This is a genomic window from Nonomuraea sp. NPDC049624, from assembly GCF_040675255.1.
Taxonomy (GTDB): Bacteria; Actinomycetota; Actinomycetes; order Streptosporangiales; family Streptosporangiaceae; genus Nonomuraea.
This window is the reverse complement of the sequence record NZ_JBFAOR010000004.1, coordinates 223,800-241,520: the sequence shown is the minus strand read 5'-3', so window position 1 is coordinate 241,520 and position 17,721 is coordinate 223,800. Positions and strand designations below refer to the sequence as shown.

The 17,721-nt window shown below is 71.9% G+C and carries 15 protein-coding genes and 1 pseudogene; 10 read left to right on the top strand and 6 right to left on the bottom strand.

What is annotated here, in order from left to right:
- Positions 1-11: 11 nt before the first annotated feature.
- Both AB0J76_RS17500 and AB0J76_RS17495 read left to right on the top strand, forming a co-directional pair.
- Positions 12-638 (top strand): copper resistance CopC family protein, encoded by a 627-nt coding sequence (locus tag AB0J76_RS17500; protein WP_352321521.1) that lies wholly within the window; start codon positions 12-14, stop codon positions 636-638.
- A complete protein-coding gene (locus tag AB0J76_RS17495) occupies positions 635-1,669 on the top strand; it encodes a CopD family protein (RefSeq protein WP_352321523.1) in 1,035 nt (344 codons plus the stop codon). The genes AB0J76_RS17500 and AB0J76_RS17495 overlap by 4 nt, the downstream gene beginning before the upstream one ends.
- Here the strand turns inward: AB0J76_RS17495 and AB0J76_RS17490 are convergent.
- Positions 1,627-2,811 (bottom strand): hypothetical protein, encoded by a 1,185-nt coding sequence (locus AB0J76_RS17490; protein ID WP_352321525.1) that lies wholly within the window; start codon positions 2,809-2,811, stop codon positions 1,627-1,629. The two genes, AB0J76_RS17495 and AB0J76_RS17490, sit on opposite strands and share 43 nt — an antisense overlap.
- A gap of 69 nt (positions 2,812-2,880) precedes the next feature.
- Entirely contained in the window at positions 2,881-4,263 is a 1,383-nt protein-coding gene (locus tag AB0J76_RS17485) for a cytochrome P450 (RefSeq protein WP_352321527.1), read from the bottom strand.
- 25 nt (positions 4,264-4,288) lie between these two features.
- Here AB0J76_RS17485 and AB0J76_RS17480 point away from each other — a divergent pair, with 25 nt between their 5' ends.
- From AB0J76_RS17480 to AB0J76_RS17470, 3 genes are read left to right on the top strand one after another with little or no spacing between them, the layout of a single operon-like run.
- Entirely contained in the window at positions 4,289-4,696 is a 408-nt protein-coding gene (locus AB0J76_RS17480) for a PaaI family thioesterase (RefSeq protein WP_352321529.1), read from the top strand.
- Between the two features lie 46 nt (positions 4,697-4,742).
- Complete coding sequence (locus AB0J76_RS17475; protein WP_352321531.1) at positions 4,743-7,382, top strand: CocE/NonD family hydrolase; 2,640 nt, start codon at positions 4,743-4,745, stop codon at positions 7,380-7,382.
- Positions 7,379-8,227: an ABC transporter permease subunit gene (locus AB0J76_RS17470; RefSeq protein ID WP_352321533.1), complete on the top strand. Its 849-nt coding sequence runs from the start codon at positions 7,379-7,381 to the stop codon at positions 8,225-8,227. Before AB0J76_RS17475 ends, AB0J76_RS17470 begins: the two co-directional genes overlap by 4 nt.
- Here AB0J76_RS17470 and AB0J76_RS17465 read toward each other — a convergent pair.
- Together AB0J76_RS17465 and AB0J76_RS17460 are read right to left on the bottom strand one after the other, a co-directional pair.
- Positions 8,220-8,696 (bottom strand): VOC family protein, encoded by a 477-nt coding sequence (locus AB0J76_RS17465; RefSeq protein ID WP_352321535.1) that lies wholly within the window; start codon positions 8,694-8,696, stop codon positions 8,220-8,222. The genes AB0J76_RS17470 and AB0J76_RS17465 overlap by 8 nt on opposite strands.
- Before the next feature lie 158 nt (positions 8,697-8,854).
- Positions 8,855-9,226, bottom strand: a pseudogene (locus tag AB0J76_RS17460) (transcriptional regulator); the annotation flags it as partial.
- A gap of 154 nt (positions 9,227-9,380) precedes the next feature.
- On the opposite strand from AB0J76_RS17460, the gene AB0J76_RS17455 reads away from it, so the two are divergent.
- Positions 9,381-9,536, top strand: coding sequence for a hypothetical protein (locus tag AB0J76_RS17455; RefSeq protein ID WP_352321537.1), 156 nt, complete (start codon positions 9,381-9,383; stop codon positions 9,534-9,536).
- Positions 9,537-10,127: 591 nt separating this feature from the next.
- Complete coding sequence (locus tag AB0J76_RS17450; RefSeq protein ID WP_364389897.1) at positions 10,128-12,248, top strand: ATPase; 2,121 nt, start codon at positions 10,128-10,130, stop codon at positions 12,246-12,248.
- A gap of 10 nt (positions 12,249-12,258) precedes the next feature.
- On the opposite strand, the gene AB0J76_RS17445 is transcribed toward AB0J76_RS17450, so the two are convergent.
- Positions 12,259-13,179, bottom strand: a complete 921-nt coding sequence (locus AB0J76_RS17445; RefSeq protein WP_352321540.1) for a hypothetical protein — start codon at positions 13,177-13,179, stop codon at positions 12,259-12,261.
- Positions 13,180-13,795: 616 nt separating this feature from the next.
- Between AB0J76_RS17445 and AB0J76_RS17440 the strand changes: the two genes are divergently transcribed.
- Both AB0J76_RS17440 and AB0J76_RS17435 read left to right on the top strand, forming a co-directional pair.
- A complete protein-coding gene (locus AB0J76_RS17440) occupies positions 13,796-14,695 on the top strand; it encodes a PAC2 family protein (RefSeq protein ID WP_352321542.1) in 900 nt (299 codons plus the stop codon).
- 35 nt (positions 14,696-14,730) lie between these two features.
- The gene (locus AB0J76_RS17435; protein ID WP_352321543.1) at positions 14,731-15,771 is read left to right on the top strand and encodes a Gfo/Idh/MocA family oxidoreductase; all 1,041 of its coding nucleotides are present in this window, start codon (positions 14,731-14,733) and stop codon (positions 15,769-15,771) included.
- A gap of 36 nt (positions 15,772-15,807) precedes the next feature.
- Here AB0J76_RS17435 and AB0J76_RS17430 read toward each other — a convergent pair whose 3' ends face one another.
- Positions 15,808-16,590 carry a tyrosine-protein phosphatase gene (locus tag AB0J76_RS17430; protein WP_352321545.1) on the bottom strand — a complete coding sequence of 261 codons (783 nt, stop codon included), beginning with the start codon at positions 16,588-16,590 and terminating at the stop codon, positions 15,808-15,810.
- Positions 16,591-16,663: 73 nt separating this feature from the next.
- Between AB0J76_RS17430 and AB0J76_RS17425 the strand changes: the two genes are divergently transcribed.
- The gene (locus tag AB0J76_RS17425) at positions 16,664-17,713 is read left to right on the top strand and encodes a hypothetical protein (protein WP_352321547.1); all 1,050 of its coding nucleotides are present in this window, start codon (positions 16,664-16,666) and stop codon (positions 17,711-17,713) included.
- The last annotated feature ends 8 nt before the right edge of the window (positions 17,714-17,721 follow it).

Sequence of the window (17,721 nt, the reverse complement as noted above, 5' to 3'; positions counted from 1 at the left end):
GGTTTTGATCGGTGAGGCGGCTACTCACGGTCCTGTTGCTCGCGTGCGCCGCGGTCGGGTTCGCCCTGCCCGCGCAGGCGCACAACGTGCTGGTCGGCAGCGATCCGAAGGACGGCGCCACGCTGTCCGCCTCGCCCGCGCGGGTGACGCTGGTGTTCGACCAGGCGGTGCGCCAGGGCTACGCGCAGGTGGGCGTGACGGGGGCGGACGGCTCCTCGTGGGCCGACGGCGCGGCGGAGGTGGCCGCCGAGCGGGTCTCCGTCAAGGTCAGGCCGCTGCCCGCGGGCGGCTCGTACGTGGTGGGCTACCGGATCCTGTCCTCCGACGGCCATCCGGTGACCGGCAAGATCAGCTTCACCATGGCCGCCTCGGCCACCGGCGTCTCGGCCGGGCAGGCCGAGCAGGGCGACAGCGCGGAGGCGGCCGAGGCGGCGGCCAACGGCGGAGCCGGCATGGCGGTCGTGTGGATCGTGGCCGCGCTGCTGCTGCTGGCCGCGGGCACCGCCGTCGCCCTCCGCCGCGCCGCCCCGGCCACCGCGGACACCGCGGCCAGCTCGAACACCCAGGACACCGCGGCCACCTCCGCCGCCGGGACCGCTGAGGGCGGCCCTTCGTCCGAGGGCGGGACGCGGGCGTGACCGCGACCGTCTCCTCCCGTTCCGGGCGGCAGGTGGTGGGCGGGCGGCTCGTCGCCGGCGCCTTCATCGTGTGCGGGATCGTCGCCGCCGTGGCGGCGTCCACGTTCACCGCGCAGGAGTCCGTGCCGGGCATCCCCATGCCGGGGCCGGTCGTGGCCTACGGCCTGCCGGTCGTCCGGGTGCTGCTCGACCTGGCCGCCGTCGCCGTGGTCGGCCTGAGCCTGGTGCCCAAGCTGCTCGGCTTCGACGACCCCGACGCCACCGAGCCGGTGCTGCGCCGGGTGCGTCCGCTCGCCGTGCTGGCGGCCTGGGCGTGGGCGATCTGCGCGCTGCTCACCATCGTGTTCCAGACGGCCGAGCTCAATCCGGGCCGGGTGCCCACGTTCGGGCTGATCGCCTCCTACGTCGAGGAGGTCGGCACCGGGCAGGGGCTGCTGTTCAGCGCGGCGTGCGCGCTGGCGGCGGCGGGCATCGGGCTGATGGCGGTCAGGTTCGGCGAGAAGGTGCCCGCGGAGCTGCGGATCATCGTGGCGCTGTTCGGGCTCCTGCCCATCCCGGTCACCGGGCACGCGGTCAACTCCGTCTGGCACGACCCCATCATGATCTCGATGGAGATCCACGTGATGGGCGCGGCGGCCTGGGCGGGCGGCCTGGCCGCCACGGCCGTGTTCGTCGCCCCCCACCGGCGGCTGCTGGCCGTGGCGCTGCCGAAGTTCTCCAGGATGGCCACCGTCTGCCTGCTCCTGGTCTCGCTGTCCGGGCTGGTCACGGGGCTCGGCACGATGGCGCTCACGCCCGGCGTCGAGCTGCCCGGCGCGATCGTGACCAGCCACTACGGCGTGCTCGTCGTGATCAAGACGGCGCTGGTGGCGCTGCTGGTGCCGCTGGCCGCCCACATCCGCTTCCGCCTGCTGCCGGTGATCCGCCGTGGCGGGGCCACCGCCCTGGTGAGCTGGGCGGCGGCCGAGGTCGGCGTGATGGGGCTGGCCTACGGGGTGGCGGTCGCGATCACCCGGGCCTCGATCGGCTGAGCCGGCCGGTGGCGCCGCCCGGCGAGCCACTCGGCGGCCAGCCAGGCGGCCAGCAGGCCGAGCCCGGCCCACAGGGCCGACGAGGTGACCAGGGGCGGGGCTCCGTACAGGCCGGTCTGGCCCTTGATCGCGCCGTAGACCGGACCCAGGGCCGCGTTCTGCACGACCAGCGCGCCGTAGGCGCCGGCGGTCACCGCGACCGCCCCCACGACGGCGCGCACGGCCGGGACGCGCACCAGGAACGCCAGGTCCACCAGCAGCCCGGCCGCCACGAAGAAGAACGGCACCGCCGACGGCGGGAAGCCGCCGAAGGTGAGCAGCGGCCAGATCAGCGTGCGGAACCCGACGTACGCGCCGGCCACCAGCGTCGCCGCGCCGAACCTGCCGATCAGCAGCCTGGCCGCGACCAGCACCGACAGCCCGCCGACGACGGCGTAGACCGCGTAGAGGTAGTCGGGCACGGGCAGGGTGAACCCGGCCATCATGATCCGGTCGACCGGACGGCCCATCTGGTCGGCGGCGAAGCGCAGCAGGATCGGCTCGGCGTAGGTGGCGTGGTTGTCCCAGGCGCCGAGCGACAGGATGCCGTACTCCTGGTGCTGCTCGGGGAAGTGCACGTTCTCCAGGAAGAACGCGAGGAAGGCGCCCAGCACGACCGTGCGCTCCCGGCCGGGGGGCGCGCCCATGAACCAGCCCCTGATCACGCCCATGATCATGAAGAACGTTCCAACGTAGAGCATGATGTGCGACGGGCTCCACGAGGTGATGTCGAGCCCGTTGACGCGGTGGTTGATCAGGTCGAGCGGCACCGCGACGAGGAAGATCCCGGTTCCCCACTGGATGAGCCGCAGCGCCGCCTTGTCGACGCCGTAGCCGGTGTAGCCGTGGACGACGGTCAGGACGACGACGAGGGCGGTGCCGGCGGAGTTGAGCAGGTGCGGCGGGGCGAGGTCGTCGCGCAGCCATTTGAAGTGCCACGAGACGTCCCAGGCCGAGCCGAGGAGCTTGAGCGTGAGCGCCACCAGCCATCCGAAGTAGAGCACCCGGAACAGGTCTTGCGGCGTCTCGCGCCCCGCCTGGCCTCTGGTCCAGTACGGCAAGGCCCACGCTGCGGCCTTCTTGAACGATGCTGGTGACTTCACGGCGCAAATCTTACGGTCATCCGGCCCATCGGTCTCAGATGTCTTATTTGTCTGGATGGCAGGCGGTCTTCAGGCCGGGCGGCGGGTCAGGCGTACCGGGAGGTGTTTGAGGCCGTTCTGGAAGTTGGAGGTGAGGCGTACCGGGGGGCCGGCGGGTTCGACGTCCCAGGCGAGCAGCTCGGTGAAGACCGCGCGGAGCTGGACGCGGGCCAGGTGGGCGCCGAGGCAGAAGTGCGGGCCGAACCCGAAGCTGACGTGGTCGTTGGGGGTGCGGGCGACGTCGAAGCGGTCGGGGTCGGCGAAGACGGCCGGGTCGCGGTTGGCCGAGGCGTGGTAGACGACCACCTTCTCGCCCGCCTGGATGCGCCGGCCGCCGAGCGTCAGGTCGCGGGTGGCCGTCCGGCGGAAGTCCATCACCGGCGGCCAGTGGCGCAGCATCTCCTCGACCGCGGACTCCAGCAGCGACGGGTCGGCGCGCAGGCGGGCCAGCTCGGCGGGGTGGCTCAGCAGGCTGAGCAGGCCGCCGGGGATGCCGTTGCGCAGGGTCTCGTTCCCGGCGACGGCGAACAGGAAGAACATGTTCTCGAACTCGGCCCCGGTCAGGCCGCCCTTCCTCATGGCGGACATGACGGACTCGTGCGGGGTGTCGGCCAGGGCGTGGGCGTAGGCGAACATGTCCGTCAGCGCGGCCCTGGACCTGGGGTTCCTCCCCGGTTCGAGCTCGGGACGGGCGGCCACCGCCAGGCGGCCCACGGGGGTCAGGGACTCGACCTCGGCCGTGGACAGGCCGGCGTAGTCGTCGTCCTGGTAGCCGATGACGCGGGAGGCCCAGTCGTACAGCAGCCGCCTGTCCTGCTCGGGCACGCCCATCACGTGGGCCAGCGTCCAGACCGGCAGGTCGGCGGCCACCTCGACGAAGTCGCACTCGCCGGGCGCGAGCAGCGCCGCCACCCGGTCCTTGATCGTGCGTTCCAGGGCGCGGACGGCGCGCGGCGTGAAGGCGGCCGCCACGATCCGGCGCAGCCTGGAGTGCTCGGGCGGGTCCATGTTGAGCATCATCGACCGGACGAACTCCAGGTCGGCAGGGGTGTCGGGGTCGCGGATCTGGGTGGCGCCGAGGTGGGAGGAGAAGTCGTCGGGGCTGCGCAGCACCCGCTTGACGTCGGCGTGCCGGAACACGCCCCAGTAGCCGGGCCCCTCGCGCCACGGGCCGACGGCCGGCTCGGGGATCCAGCAGACCGGGCTCTCCCGGCGGAGCCGGGCGTACAGGTCGTAGGGGACGCCCGCCGCATAGGTGGACGGCAGGAACACCTCGGCCAGGTCGCGCTCCTCCCCCTGCCCGGGGTTGTCCACAGGACGCTCCCCCCGCTCTGGGTTGTCCACAGGACGCTCGCTCCGCTCCTCCCCCTGCTCGGAGTTGTCCACAGGACGCTCGCTCCGCTCCTCCGCCATGCCCTACAGCGTGCATGATGAGCGCGTGACTCCAGAAGACGCACAGGCGATTCTCCGGCAATACTTCGCTCCCTGGATCCAGGAGCTCGGGCTGCGGGTGGAGGAGGTGGGCGAGCGCCACGCCGTCGTCCGGCTCCCCTGGTCCGACTCTCTGGCCAGGGAAGGCGGCGGGTTGTGCGGCCAGGCGATGATGGCCGCCGCCGACACCGCCACGGTCGTCGCGATCTCCTCCGCCAGGGGCGGGTTCGTGCCGATGACCACCGTGCAGCAGTCGACCACGTTCCAGCGGCCGGTGGTGGGCCGCGACGTACTGCTCGACGTGCGCGTCACCAAGCTGGGGCGCTCGCTGGCCTTCTCGGAGGTCACGCTGACGCCCGACGGCGACGGCGACCCGGCCGCGCACGCCTCCACCGTCTACGCGATCCTCGGCTGAGGGCCGTCTCAGGGATCTCTCAGGTGCGGAAAGTAGGCTCACCGCCATGAAACGTGTGGCCGCGCTGGTCGCGGTGCTCGCCGTCATCGGGGTGACGACGTGGCTGGTGTGGCCGTCCACCGCGGAGGCGCGCGGCCTGGACCAGCGGATCACGGTCGTCGACGGGCCCGCCGACGACCAGCGGGTGGAGCTCGACGCCACGTTCTTCCCGCCCGCCGGCGGCGGGAAGGCGCCCGCCGTGCTGGTCGCCCACGGGTTCGGCGGCAGCAAGCAGAGCGTCCGCCAGCAGGCCGCCCGTCTGGCCCAGGACGGCTACGCCGTGCTGACCTGGTCCGCGCGCGGTTTCGGCCGTTCCACGGGCGAGATCGCGCTCAACTCGCCCGACTACGAGGTCAAAGACGTCAAGCAGCTCGTCGACTGGCTGGCCAGGCGCCCCGAGGTGCAGCTCGACGCCGCCGGCGACCCCCGCGTGGGCATCACGGGCGGCTCGTACGGCGGGGCCATCGCCCTGATGACCGCCGCCTACGACCAGCGGGTCGACGCCATCGTCCCGCAGATCACCTGGGCCGACCTGGCCGACGCCCTCTTCCCCAACGCCGCCGCCGGATCCGCCACGGGTCCGCAGGCCGCCATCGGGCAGGGCGTGGCCGACGGCGTGTTCAAGCGCATGTGGGCGGGCATCTTCTTCGGCCAGGGCGTCTCCCTCGACACCTTCGCCGCCCAGTCCCGCCGCGAGGCCGCCGCGCCGCTCACCGTCGAGCAGGCCAGGTGCGGCCGCTTCCTGCCGGCGATCTGCGCGATCTACCAGCAGGTCGCCGAAGACGGCCGGGCCACGCCCGAGGCCGTCGCGCTGCTGCGCAGATCCAGCCCGGTCACCGTGGCCGGCCGGATCAAGGCGCCCACCCTGCTCCTCCAGGGCCAGCGCGACTCCCTGTTCCCGCTCGCCCACGCCGACGCCAACGCCCGGGCCATCGCCGCCGCCGGCACGCCGGTGAGCATGGCCTGGTTCGACGGCGGCCACGACGGCGGCAACGGCGAGGCCGACTGGCTCTACGACCAGTCCGCGGCCTGGTTCGCCCGCCATCTCAAGCGCGAGGCCGCGCCCGCGGTGAGCGCGTTCACCGTCACCCGCGACGGCGGCCGCGACCCCGGCACCCGCCAGCGCATCAGGCTCCACCCCGAGGCCGCCGCCTACCCCGGCCTGGCCGGCACCGACACCGCCACGGTGCAGCTCGCCGGCCCCGAGCAGAACGTCGTCAACCCGCCCGGCGGCGCCCCCGCCTCGATCTCGACCGTTCCCGGCGTCGGAGGGCTGCTCAGCGGCCAGGGCGGCGGCGCGGGCGTGTCCATCGACATGCCCGGCCAGAGCGCGGCGTTCGAGTCGCCGCCGCTCACCGCCCCGCTCCAGCTCACCGGCAGCCCCACGGTCAAGGTCAAGGTGTCCGGCAAGGGCCAGGCGACCCTGTTCGCCAAGCTCTACGACGTCGCCGACGCCGTCCAGCCGCCCGCGCTGCCTGCCGGGCTGGTGGCGCCGTTCCGGGTCACGATCCCCGAGGGGGCCGGCTCGGCCGAGGCCACGGTCACTCTGCCGGCCGTCGACCACCGGTTCGCCGTGGGCCACCGGCTGCGGCTGGTCGTGACCACGACGGACATGGGGTTCGCGACCCCGGCCGAGCCCGCCGCGTTCGGCGTCTCCCTGGCCTCGCCCGCATTGGCCGTCCCCACGGTCCGCACGCTCGCCGCGCCGCCGGCCGGGGTGGCCTGGTGGGTGTGGGCGATGCCCCTGGCCGCCGTGCTCGCCGCCGCCGTCCTCCTGGCCACCGGCCGTCCCTCGGGCCGCGGCTCGACGGCGAAGGCCGGCGTGAGCGCGAACGGCGACCGGCCGTCGGAGGCGCCGGGCGGTGCCGCTGGGCGAGAGGCGCCGGGCGGTGACGGCGGGCGTGAGGTGCCGTTGGAGATCGTCGGGCTGACCAAGGCGTACCGCAACGGCGAGCGGGCCGTCGACGGGCTGTCGTTCCGGGTCGAGCAGGGCCAGGTCCTCGGCCTCCTCGGCCCCAACGGCGCCGGCAAGACGACCACGATGCGGATGATGATGGGCCTGATCCGCCCCGACTCCGGCGAGATCCGGATCTTCGGCGACCCCGTCACCCCCGGTGCGCCCGTGTTGTCCCGGTTGGGCTCGTTCGTGGAGGGCCCCGGCTTCCTGCCCCACCTGTCCGGCCGCGACAACATCGAGCTCTACTGGGCAGCCACCGGCCGGCCCGCCGCCGACGCCCATTTCGAGGAGGCGCTGGAGATCGCGGGCCTGGGCAAGGCGCTCGACCGCGCGGTGCGCACCTACTCCCAGGGCATGCGCCAGCGGCTGGCCATCGCCCAGGCCATGCTCGGCCTGCCCGACCTGCTGGTGCTCGACGAGCCCACCAACGGTCTCGACCCGCCCCAGATCCGGGAGATGCGCGAGGTGCTCAAGCGCTACGCGCGCGACGGCCGTACCGTCATCGTCTCCAGCCACATGCTGGCCGAGGTGGAGCAGACGTGCAGCCACGTGGTCGTCATGCACCGCGGCCGGCTGGTCTCCACCGGGCCGGTGGAGCGGCTGCTGAGCTCGGCGGCGGGCAACGGCAACGGGCACGGCGGTCCGCGCCTGGAAGACGTGTTCCTCGACCTCATCGGAGACAGATCATGACCGCCGCGCCGGGCTACGCGCCGCGCCGCACGCTGCCGCTGCGCGTGGAGATCGTCAGGCAGTTCAAGCGGCGGCGGACGCTGGTCATGTTCGGGCTGCTGCTGGCGTTGCCGTGGGTGCTGGTGATCGCGTTCCAGTTCGGGCCGCAGTCCGGCAACCAGGGGCAGTCGTCGCTGCGGATCAGCGACCTGGCCACCGCGAGCGGCCTGAACTTCGCGGCGTTCGCCCTGTCGGTGTCGGCGAGCTTCCTGCTGGTGGTGGCGGTCGCCCTGTTCTGCGGCGACACGGTGGCCGCCGAGGCCAACTGGTCGTCGTTGCGTTACCTGCTGGCCGCGCCCGTCCCCCGCGACCGCCTGCTGCGCCAGAAGCTGATCGTGGCGCTCGGCTTCTCGGCGGCGGCGGTGATCTGCCTGCCGCTGATGGCGCTGCTGGCCGGCACGGTCGCGTTCGGCTGGCACGACATCCAGGTGCCCGGCACCGGCGAGACCATCCCGGCGCTCGACGTGCTGCCCCGGTTCGGCATCGTGATCGGTTACGCGCTGGTCAGCCAGCTCGTGGTGGCGGCCCTGGCGTTCCTGGTCTCCACGGTGACCGACTCGCCGCTCGGCGCGGTGGGCGGGGCGGTGGGCCTGTGGATCGTGTGCACCATCCTGCAGGCGGTCGAGGCGCTGGGGACGCTGCGCGAGTTCCTGCCGACGTTCTGGAACAACGCGTGGCTGGACGCCCTGGCCCCCGAGCTCGACTGGAGCGGGATGGCCAAGGGCGCCTCGGTGTCGATCACCTATGCCGCGATCCTGATCGCCGTGGCCTTCCGCAGGTTCCGGCGCAAGGACGTGGTCAGCTGACGCCCTTGGCGGCGTCCTCCAGGCCCTTGATCTCGATCTTCCGCATGCCCAGCATGGCCTGCACGACCCGCTGGGCGGCGGCCGGGTCCGGCACGCTCATCAGCTCCTGCAGCGCCCTCGGGACGATCTGCCACGACAGGCCGTACCGGTCCTTCAGCCAGCCGCACTGCGACTCCTCGCCGCCGTCGGTGAGCCTGGCCCACAGGTCGTCGACCTCCTCCTGGGAGACGCAGTCGACGTAGAGGGAGATCGCCTCGGTGAAGGTGAAGCGCGGGCCGCCGTTCAGGGCGAGGAAACGCTGCCCGGCCAGCTCGAAGGAGACCACCATGGCCTGCCCGGCGGGCCCGGGGCCGCCCTCGGAGTAGCGCTGGACCTCCAGGATGCGGGAGTCGGCGAAGATCGAGGTGTAGAACTCGGCCGCCTCTTCGGCCTGGTTGTCGAACCACAGGTAGGTCGTGATCTTCTGCATGTCGCCGGTCGTCCTTTCGAGACGTGTCGCGGGGGCCGGATCCGTGCCCGTCCCCTTCCTTTCATCGACGCGTCGAACGGGACGGGGGCGGATCGACACGCGTCCCCAAGAATCTTGAAAAAGATCTGGGAAGGCCGGTCGCGCCGGTTGGAACGGCGTCAGGCAGAGGGGTCCGCCGTCCTGAAGAAGCGGGCGGTGTCGTCGTCGGCGGGAAAGTAGGCCTCGACGGCGATCTCCTCGAGCGTGACGTCGAAGGCCGCGCCGAACGTCGTGATGGTGTTGACGAAGCACAACTCCGCGCCGCGATGGCGGATGCGGATGGGCAGCGCGATCTCGGCCGGATCCGGTGGCCGCGGATCGCCCGCGGGACCGTAGGACAGCACCTCCTCGTACAGTGCGCTGAGTTCGGCGTCACCGCTCTGCGCGACCTGGCGGGCGAGCCGGGGCAGCAGGAATCCGCGCACCTGCCCGAGGTTGAGCAGCCGCGACGCGAACCCGCCCGGGTGCAGGCCGAGCCGCATCATGGGTGCACGTCCCGCTCGCCGACGCCGTCTTCGTCGGGGACGCCCTGACCACCCGGCACGTCCTCACCGGACGCGAAGGCCCCCAACCGGCCCCTTCACCGACGACCCGGCCGAAGCGCTCGACTCCCTCGACCGGATCGCCCGGCTGCCGGCGTCCTGGGTGCTCCCCGGCCACGGCACACCCTGGCGCACCTCGCCGGTCCGGGTGAGCGAGGCGGTCCGGGTGAGCGCGGCGGTCCGGGTGAGCGAGGCGGTCCGGGTGAGCGAGGCGGTCCAGGTGAGCGAGGCGGTCCGCGCGGGTGGCGTCGGCGGGTAGCCTGGCGCTGCTCGGGTCCGGTGCGAGGGGATGATCGGTGATGTCTCGTCCGCACACCGGCATGCCGGCGAGCGCGCATGGCATCGACCGGCTCGAACGCCGTGGCGGCATCGACTGGCTCGAACGCCGTGGCGACATCGACCGGCTCGAACGCCGTCGCGGCAGCGCCGTCCGGTACGGCGAACCCGCCGTCCGATCCTCGAAAAAGTGGGGCGAGCGGGATTCGGCGCGCCAGAAAGTGGCGTACCGGGATAGGGCGGGCTCGATCCCGATGGGCCGGAAAAGGGGATCAGGCCGGCCGATTCAGGAACGGCCGGGGCCCAGGAAGGCGGGCGCCCGGCCCGGCGACGGCACGGGCGGCCAGGTCAGCCCCAGTGCGGAGGCTTGTTGTCGAGGTAGAAGGCGTCGGGGTCGGCTTCACGCCAGTCGCCCCAGCCGAGGTCGGTGTCGTCCGAAGTCTGCTCCGGGAGAAATTCGTCCACGGAAAACATGCTACCGAGACGTACAAACCCACACCGGTCGTCTTCCCGGCTCCACGGACAGCCCTCGCGCCCGGCGGTACGATGCCAGGGCAGGTGTCGCCGATCCCCCGTGAGGCTGCGCATGGCCACCCCTACAGGCTGGCGGAGAGAAGGCAATCTACCGGCGGAGCTCACCAGCTTCGTGGGGCGGACCCGGTTACTCGCCAACCTCAAGCGGCATCTCGCCGAGTCCCGGCTGGTGACCGTCACCGGCATCGGCGGGGTGGGCAAGTCGCGCACGGTGCTGCGGCTGGCGCACCAGGTCCGCACGCAGTACCCCGACGGCGTGTGGTTCGCCGACCTGGCCCGGCTGCAGGACGCGGGCATGGTCAAGCACACGATCGCCTCGGCGCTCGGCATCGCCGACCAGTCCTCGCGGGCGGAGTCGGAGTCGTTGTCGGAGTGGGTCGGCGAACGCGACATGCTGCTCATCATCGACACCTGCGAACACCTGGTTCAGGGCTGCGCCGAGCTGGTCCACGAGCTGCTGGAGGCCGCGCCCAACCTGAAGGTGCTGGCCACCAGCAGGCAGTCGCTCCACCTGCCGTACGAGCAGGTGGTGCCGGTGCCGCCGCTGGTGGTGCCCGGCGACGACCCGACGGAGAACCTGTTCACCAACGAGTCGGTGCAGTTGTTCGCGCTGCGGGCCGGGGCGGTCGTGCCCGACTTCCAGCTCGACGAGGACAACATCGGCGCGGTGGCCGAGCTGTGCCGCAGGCTCGACGGCATCCCGCTGGCGATCGAGCTGGCGGCGGTGCGGCTGCGCGCCCTGTCGGTGGAGCAGATCCTCGGGCTGCTGGCCGACCGGTTCAGCCTGCTGGCCGGCGCGAGCCGTACGGCGCTGCCGCGCCACGCGACGCTGCGGGCGGCGATCGGCTGGAGTCACGAGCTGTGCGAGCCCGCCGAGCGGTTGTTGTGGGCGCGGCTGTCGGTGTTCGCCGGCGACTTCGAGCTCGACGCGGCCAGGTTCGTCTGCTCCGACGGGCGCCTGCCCTCGGAGGACATCACCGATCTGGTCACCGGGCTGGTGGAGAAGTCGATCCTGATGATCAGGAGCCACCACTCCGGCGTCCGCTACAAGCTGATCGACACGCTGGCCGAGTACGGCGAGGAGTGGCTGGACAAGCTGGGCCAGGCCCAGCAGATGCGGCAGCGCCACCTGGAGTACTACCTGAGCCTGGCCCAGCGCAGCGAGGACGCGTGGTCGGGTCCGCGGCAGATCTACTGGTTCGTGCGCATGCGTCAGGAGCACGACAACGTGCGGGTGGCGCTGGAGCACGCGTTGTCCTCGCCCATGCGCAGCGGTTCGGCGCTCACGCTGCTGTCGTCGTTGTGGTTCATGTGGGTGTGCTGCGGTTTCGTCCGGGAGGGGCGGCTCTACCTCGAACGCGCGCTGGAGGCCAACCCCTCGCCGAGCAAGGAGCGCTGCAAGGCCCTGTGGGTGCTGTCCTACGTGCGCAGCGCGCAGGGTGACAGCGACGGCGCGCTGGCGGCGGCCGAGCAGTGCAGCACGGAGGCCGTCCGGGTGGGCGACTCGCGGGCGGTGATCCTGGCCTCGAAGATGCAGGGCACGGCCGCGCTGCTCCAGGGCGACCTGCAGAAGGCCAGCGCGCTGCTGGGCGTGGCGATCGAGTTCAACACCGACAACAAGGAGCTCAACCCGGGTCTGCTGCCCGCGATCGTCGAGCTGTCGCTGGTGTTGTCGGCGCAGGGCGAGCTGTTCGAGGCCGAGTCGCTGCTCCAGGACTGCCTTCAGGTCTGCCGGGAGCGCGGCGAGCTGTGGGTCAGCTCGTACGCCCAGTGGGCGATGTCGCGCACGAGGCTCGCCACCGGCAGGCCGGGAGAGGCGCTGCACAACGCCCGCGAGGGCCTGCGGATCAAGCGGCACTTCCACGACACGCTGGGCACGCTGCTGGTGCTGGAGACGACCGCGCGCATCCTCATCGCGCTCAAGCAGGCGCCGACGGCGGCCAAGCTGCTGGGCGCGTTGCAGCAGAACTGGCGGACGGCCGGCCTGCCGCAGATGGGCGCCCCGTTCCTGACCGACGACCACGACGCGTGCGTCGAGGACTGCAAGTCGATGATGGGCGAGCTGGCCTACAAGAACGCCTTCGAGAACGGCGCCCGCCTCGACCTCGACGAGGCGTCCACGCTCGCGCTCGGCGACCTGGACGCCCCGGCCGAGGACTGATCCCGGGCCCTCACACGGCCTGGGGCCAGCGAGTTCCCTCCGGCCACGCGTGCACGTAACGCGCGCTGCCCAGCGAGAACTCGATGTGCCCGCGTACCCAGTGCTCAAGGCCGCGGACGTACGTCCGGACGGGCGGCGTGGCCCACTTCTCCAGCGCCGCGCGCCGGTCGAGGAAGGCGGCGAGGGCCTCGTTGTGCATGTCGGAGACCTCCAGGAGGGCGTCCTGGAGGGTGAGGTTCCGGTGGGTGGCCAGCACGGTGACGAGGTTGTGCCGGGCCTTGTCGTTGTCGCACTCCTTGGCGTAGGAGAGCAGGTCGTTGTCCCAGCCGATGAGGTCGCAGGCCAGGTCCGACAACATCCGCACGTCCGGATGGTGCCACTCCTCGGCCTCCAGGCGGTAGCCGCCGCCGGCGTCGATGAGGGCGAAGCAGGTATAGGTGGCTCCGGTGATGCGGCGCATCAGGATGTAGTCCTGTGGGGTGGGGATCAGGTCGGCCTCGCGGTTGGCCGCCTCCCAGATCTGGGCGAACAGATATTCCTTGACGGTGATGCGCCACCGGTCCACCTGCGCCGGGGTGGAGGTGGCGACGATGCGGTGCAGGAGTTCGTTGAGGGCGAGGCCGAAGGGGTCGTCGTCGTCGGGCTTCCTGCGGTCGTCCAGGATCTCCAGGAGCGGCGGCAGGGCGCGGGCGAGCGCGGAGGCCCGGTGTCCCATCAGCTCGCCCTCGCAGAAGGCGTCGTCGAACGCGAAGAGCCAGTTGTACCAGTCGTTGATCAGCCGGAGGCTGTCGCGCGGGACCTCGGGGTTGGTACGGGCGGCGAGCAGGCCGATCTTGGAACGCCGGAAGTGCTCGATGGTGTCGGCGTCCTTGAGCATGTTGGAGGCGGCCAGCCACGTGTGGCTCTCCGCGTCGACCTCCGCGGCATGCACGTTGATCTCGTTGGGGAACGGGCACGGGAGCGGAGGGATGTGGAGCGGTCGCCTACTGAAGGAATGCGCAGAAGTTGCCACGCCCTTCAGCATGACGATCGGCTGCTCAAAAGGCCACACTCGACAACTTGGAGCCCTTTAATGCCTTTTTCACACTATGGATACCTCCAAGGGAACTGGTGGATAAACTGGGCATTTGCCAATATTCAGGCCGGGCCATTGCCGGCGGAGCGCCGTCCCGCTGCTCGGCTTCCGTCACCGGCAGCGCTCTGACCACGGCCGACTCCCGCGTGAACCCGCCCCCGGAAAACGACCCGCGCCCACGGCCCCGGACGCGGCCGGACCCGGATCCAGACGCGACGATCATTCACCGGACTCCACGCCACCATGATCGGCCATCACCATCAGCAAAATGTCACCTTTGCTGATGGCGAGATTGACCGGAACGGCAGCCTCCGGAGCCGGCGGGCGACATCCTGGACCCGCCGCGCCGGCCAGGGCGGACCCCCACCTCCGACCGGATGCCGGATTGTGCCTCGATAGGGTGCCTTGCGCGGAATCGATCCGACTCGCCATAGGTTCTGGGGAAGAGTACCTAGGGAAAGGCTGTCCAACCGTGTTCGACCCGAAGGATCTCTACAGGCTCGCAGACGACGCGCCCGAGCTGACTGATCCGGTGTTGCTGTACCACTTCGACGGTTTCGTCGACGCGGGCGGCGCCGGACGCCTCGCGCTGGGCCACCTGCTGGCCGAGCTGGAGCACCGGGTCGTGGCGACGTTCGACGTGGACCGGTTGCTCGACTACCGGTCCCGGCGGCCCATCATGACCTTCGACACCGACCGCTGGGTCGAGTGTGAGAGCCCCGAGCTCGCCGTCCATGTCGCCCATGACGCCACGGGCACGCCGTTCCTGTTGATGAGCGGCCCGGAGCCGGACCGGGAATGGGAGCTGTTCACCCGCGCGGTGGGAGAGTTGCTGGAACGGCTGAAGGTGAGCAAGATCGTCACGCTGCACGGCATCCCGATGGCGGTGCCGCACACGCGTCCGCTGGGCATCACCATGCACGCCAGCCGCCCCGAGCTGATCAACTCCCAGACCAGCGCCTTCGGCCGCGTCCAGGTCCCGGGGAGCGCGGCCGCGCTGCTGGAGCTGCGGCTGGGCGCGCAGGGGCACGACGCGGTCGGGTACGCGGTGCACGTGCCGCACTACCTGTCGCAGGCGGAGTACCCGACGGCGGCGGTGACCGGGCTGGAGGCGGTGACGCGGGGCACCGGCCTGGTGTTCCCGATGGAGGCGCTGCGCGACGCGGCCCACCGTACGACGGCGGAGATCGAGGAGCAGATCCAGGCGTCCTCGGAGCTGTCGACCGCCATCAGCGGGCTGGAGCAGCAGTACGACGCGTTCGCGGGCGGCGCGGAGCGGCAGAACCTGATGGCCGAGACGACCCCGATGCCCACCGGCGACGAGCTGGCCGCCCAGTTCGAACGTTTCCTGGCCGAACGCGACGACGAGTGACGGGCGGGCCGGGCCGTACCGGCTAACCTGGGCGGATGAGCGAGATCCGGGTCGGCCTGATCGGATACGGCACCGCGGGGGCGTACTTCCACGCGCCGCTCGTCCACGCCACTCCGGGCCTGCGCCTGTCCGCGGTCGTGACGCGCAATCCGGAGCGGCAGGCCGAGGTGGCCCACCGGTACGGCGCGGCCGGCGTGCCGGACGTGCGTGAGCTGTGGGAGCACAGCGACCTCGTGGTGGTCGCCTCCCCCAACCGCACGCACGTGAGCATGGCCGCCGCCGCGCTCGCCGAGGGCCTGCCCGTCGTCGTGGACAAACCGGTCGCCCGTACCGCCGAGGAGGCCCGCGAGCTGGTGCGGCTGGCCGAGCAGGCCGGCGTCATGCTGACCGTGTTCCAGAACCGGCGCTGGGACGGCGACTTCCTCACCGTGCGGCGGCTGATCGCCGAGGGGCGGCTCGGCGAGGTCCTGCGCTACGAGTCGCGGTTCGAGCGCTGGCGGCCGGTGCCCAAGGGCGGCTGGCGGGAGACCGGCGGCGCGGAGGAGATCGGCGGCCTGCTCTACGACCTGGGCAGCCACCTGGTCGACCAGGCGCTGCAGCTGTTCGGCCCGGCGCACGAGGTCTACTGCGAGAGCGATGTCCGGCGGCAGGGCGTGGCCTCCGACGACGACACGTTCATCGCGCTGCGGCACGCGGGCGGGGTGCGTTCCCACCTGTGGGCCAGCTCGGTGGCGGCCCGGCTCGGGCCGCGGCTGCGGGTGCTGGGCTCGGCGGCCGCGTACGTCAAGCACGGCATGGACGTGCAGGAGGAGCGCCTGCGGGCGGGCCTGACCCCGGACTCCCCCGGTTTCGGCGCGGACGAGGAGAGCCGCTGGGGCCTGCTCGGCACCGACGACGACGCCCGGCCCGTTCCCACCGAGCCGGGCGCGTACCTGGACTTCTACCGCGGGGTGGAACGCGCCCTGCGCGAGGGCGCGCCGCCGCCGGTGGACCCGCGCGGCTCGATCGACACGCTGGCCGTCATCGAGGCCGCCCGCCTGTCGGCCGCCCAGCGCATGGTCGTCCACCTGGGTTGACGGCTGGGTTGACGGCTGGGCTGGCAGCTGGGCTGATCAGTCGCGCAGGCGGGCGCGCAGGGCGGCGTCGTCGGCGTCGGTCCAGCCATGGCCGCGCAGCCAGCCCATCGGGCCGCCGAAGCGGTCGTCCAGCACCTTGAGGAACTGCTCGATGTAGCGGGCCCGGGGCCGGTGGTCGTCGGCCGGGCGGGAGTCGAGGTCGTCCCGGTAGGTGTCGCTGGCGCGCAGGCGCTTGAGTATCAGCTCCAGGCGCTCGCCCGTGGCCACGTAGTCCTGCACGATGGCCTCGCGGGTGGCCCCGGCGACCTCCAGCGCCAGCGCCGAGAGCACGCCGGTGCGGTCCTTGCCCGCCGCGCAGTGCACCAGCGCGGCGCCGTCGTCGAGGGCCATGGCGCGCAGGGCCGCCACGACGGCGTCCGGACGGTCGCGCAGGTAGCCGAAGTAGAAGCCGGTCACGCGCAGCTCCTCGTCGACCTCCCGTTCCTGCCAGGGCAGCACGCGGTCGCCGTCGATGGAGTCGGCCTCGACGTCGGTGTGCCTGCCGCCCTCGGCGAACAGCGTCAGGTGGTGGTGGGTCACCTCCGGCGCCCGGGTGAGCGGGCCGGGGCCCTCCAGGTTGACCTCGGCGGTCGAGCGCAGGTCCACGACGTGGCGCAGGTTCAGCTCGCCCACCAGGAGCGACACGTCCGCCGGGGTGAGGCCCTGCAGGTTGTCGGCTCGGAAGATCCGGCCGCGGCGGGTGAGCCCGCCGTCACGGGTGGGAAGTTCGCCCAGGTCACGTACGTTGACGGCGCCTTCCAGATCGATCCATCTTGTCATCTCATCCATTACTTCGACCTTATATGTCGGCCAATCATGAGCAGATTCCTAGTTCATAACGCAGCATGAACGTATGGATCCACGCGCGCTGCCTCCCCGGCTGGTGATCGATCCATCGCTGCCCCCGGACGTCTCGGTCGAATTGCGGTCGAGCCCGCACATCCTTCACATGGCCCGTTCCGGCAGGCGGATGGATCCCAGTTTCAGCCCCGCCCTGCTCTTCGCGCTTCCGGCCCTGCTGGTGATGGTCCTGATCGTGACCGGCGAGCCCGAGGCCGTCTTCGTGGCCGGGCTCGGCATGGGGCTGATCGCCCTGATCCGGTGGATGGCGCTGGACAGCTCCCACCGGATCGTCAAACGACGGCTACGTCTCGCCACCACCCACGCCGACCGCTACGTGCTGCCCGAGGACCTCGACCATCCCTGCCAGGTGCTGCTGCGCCGCGCCCAGGACGCGGCCACGGCCGTGCTCAACTCCAAGGTGCACAAGGCCGGTCTGATCGACTCGGTGGAGAACCAGGTGTCGCTGCCCGAGGAGGTCTGGCAGATCGCCCACCGGCTGCGGCGGCTGTCGTCGATGCACGCCGAGCAGGGCAGGCTCATCCCGCGCGAGCTGCCGCCGGGCATGGAGGACGCCTTCAAGCCGTACACCAGCGCCCTCGACGCCGCCTGGACCTCGCTCTCGCACCGCGTACGCCATCTGGAGAAGTACGCCAAGCAGGTGCTCAAGGCCGACAAGGTGTACCACGCGCACCGACGCCTGGAGGCGCTGGCCGCCAAGACCCCCGAGTACCAGCAGCTCCTCGCCGACACCGTACGGGACGAGCTGGCGCACGAGCGCATCAGGGAGCTGTCCGACCAGGCGGCCCACGTGCGCAAGCTGTTCGAGGAGAGCGTGCTGCAGGCCAGGCAGGCGGCGGGCGAGCTGCTGAGAAGCCCCTTCAGCGACGCCTACGGCACCGGCGCGCTCGGCCCCCGCACCGGCGGGCACGACCGCGGCGCCCGCGGCGCGACCGGCCCGCGTGACCGGCACGAGCGCGGCGCGACCGGCCCGCACGACCGGCACGAGCGGCACGAGCGCGGCGCGACCGGCCCGCAGTGGCATCCCTCGCGCGACTCCTGACCCCCGCG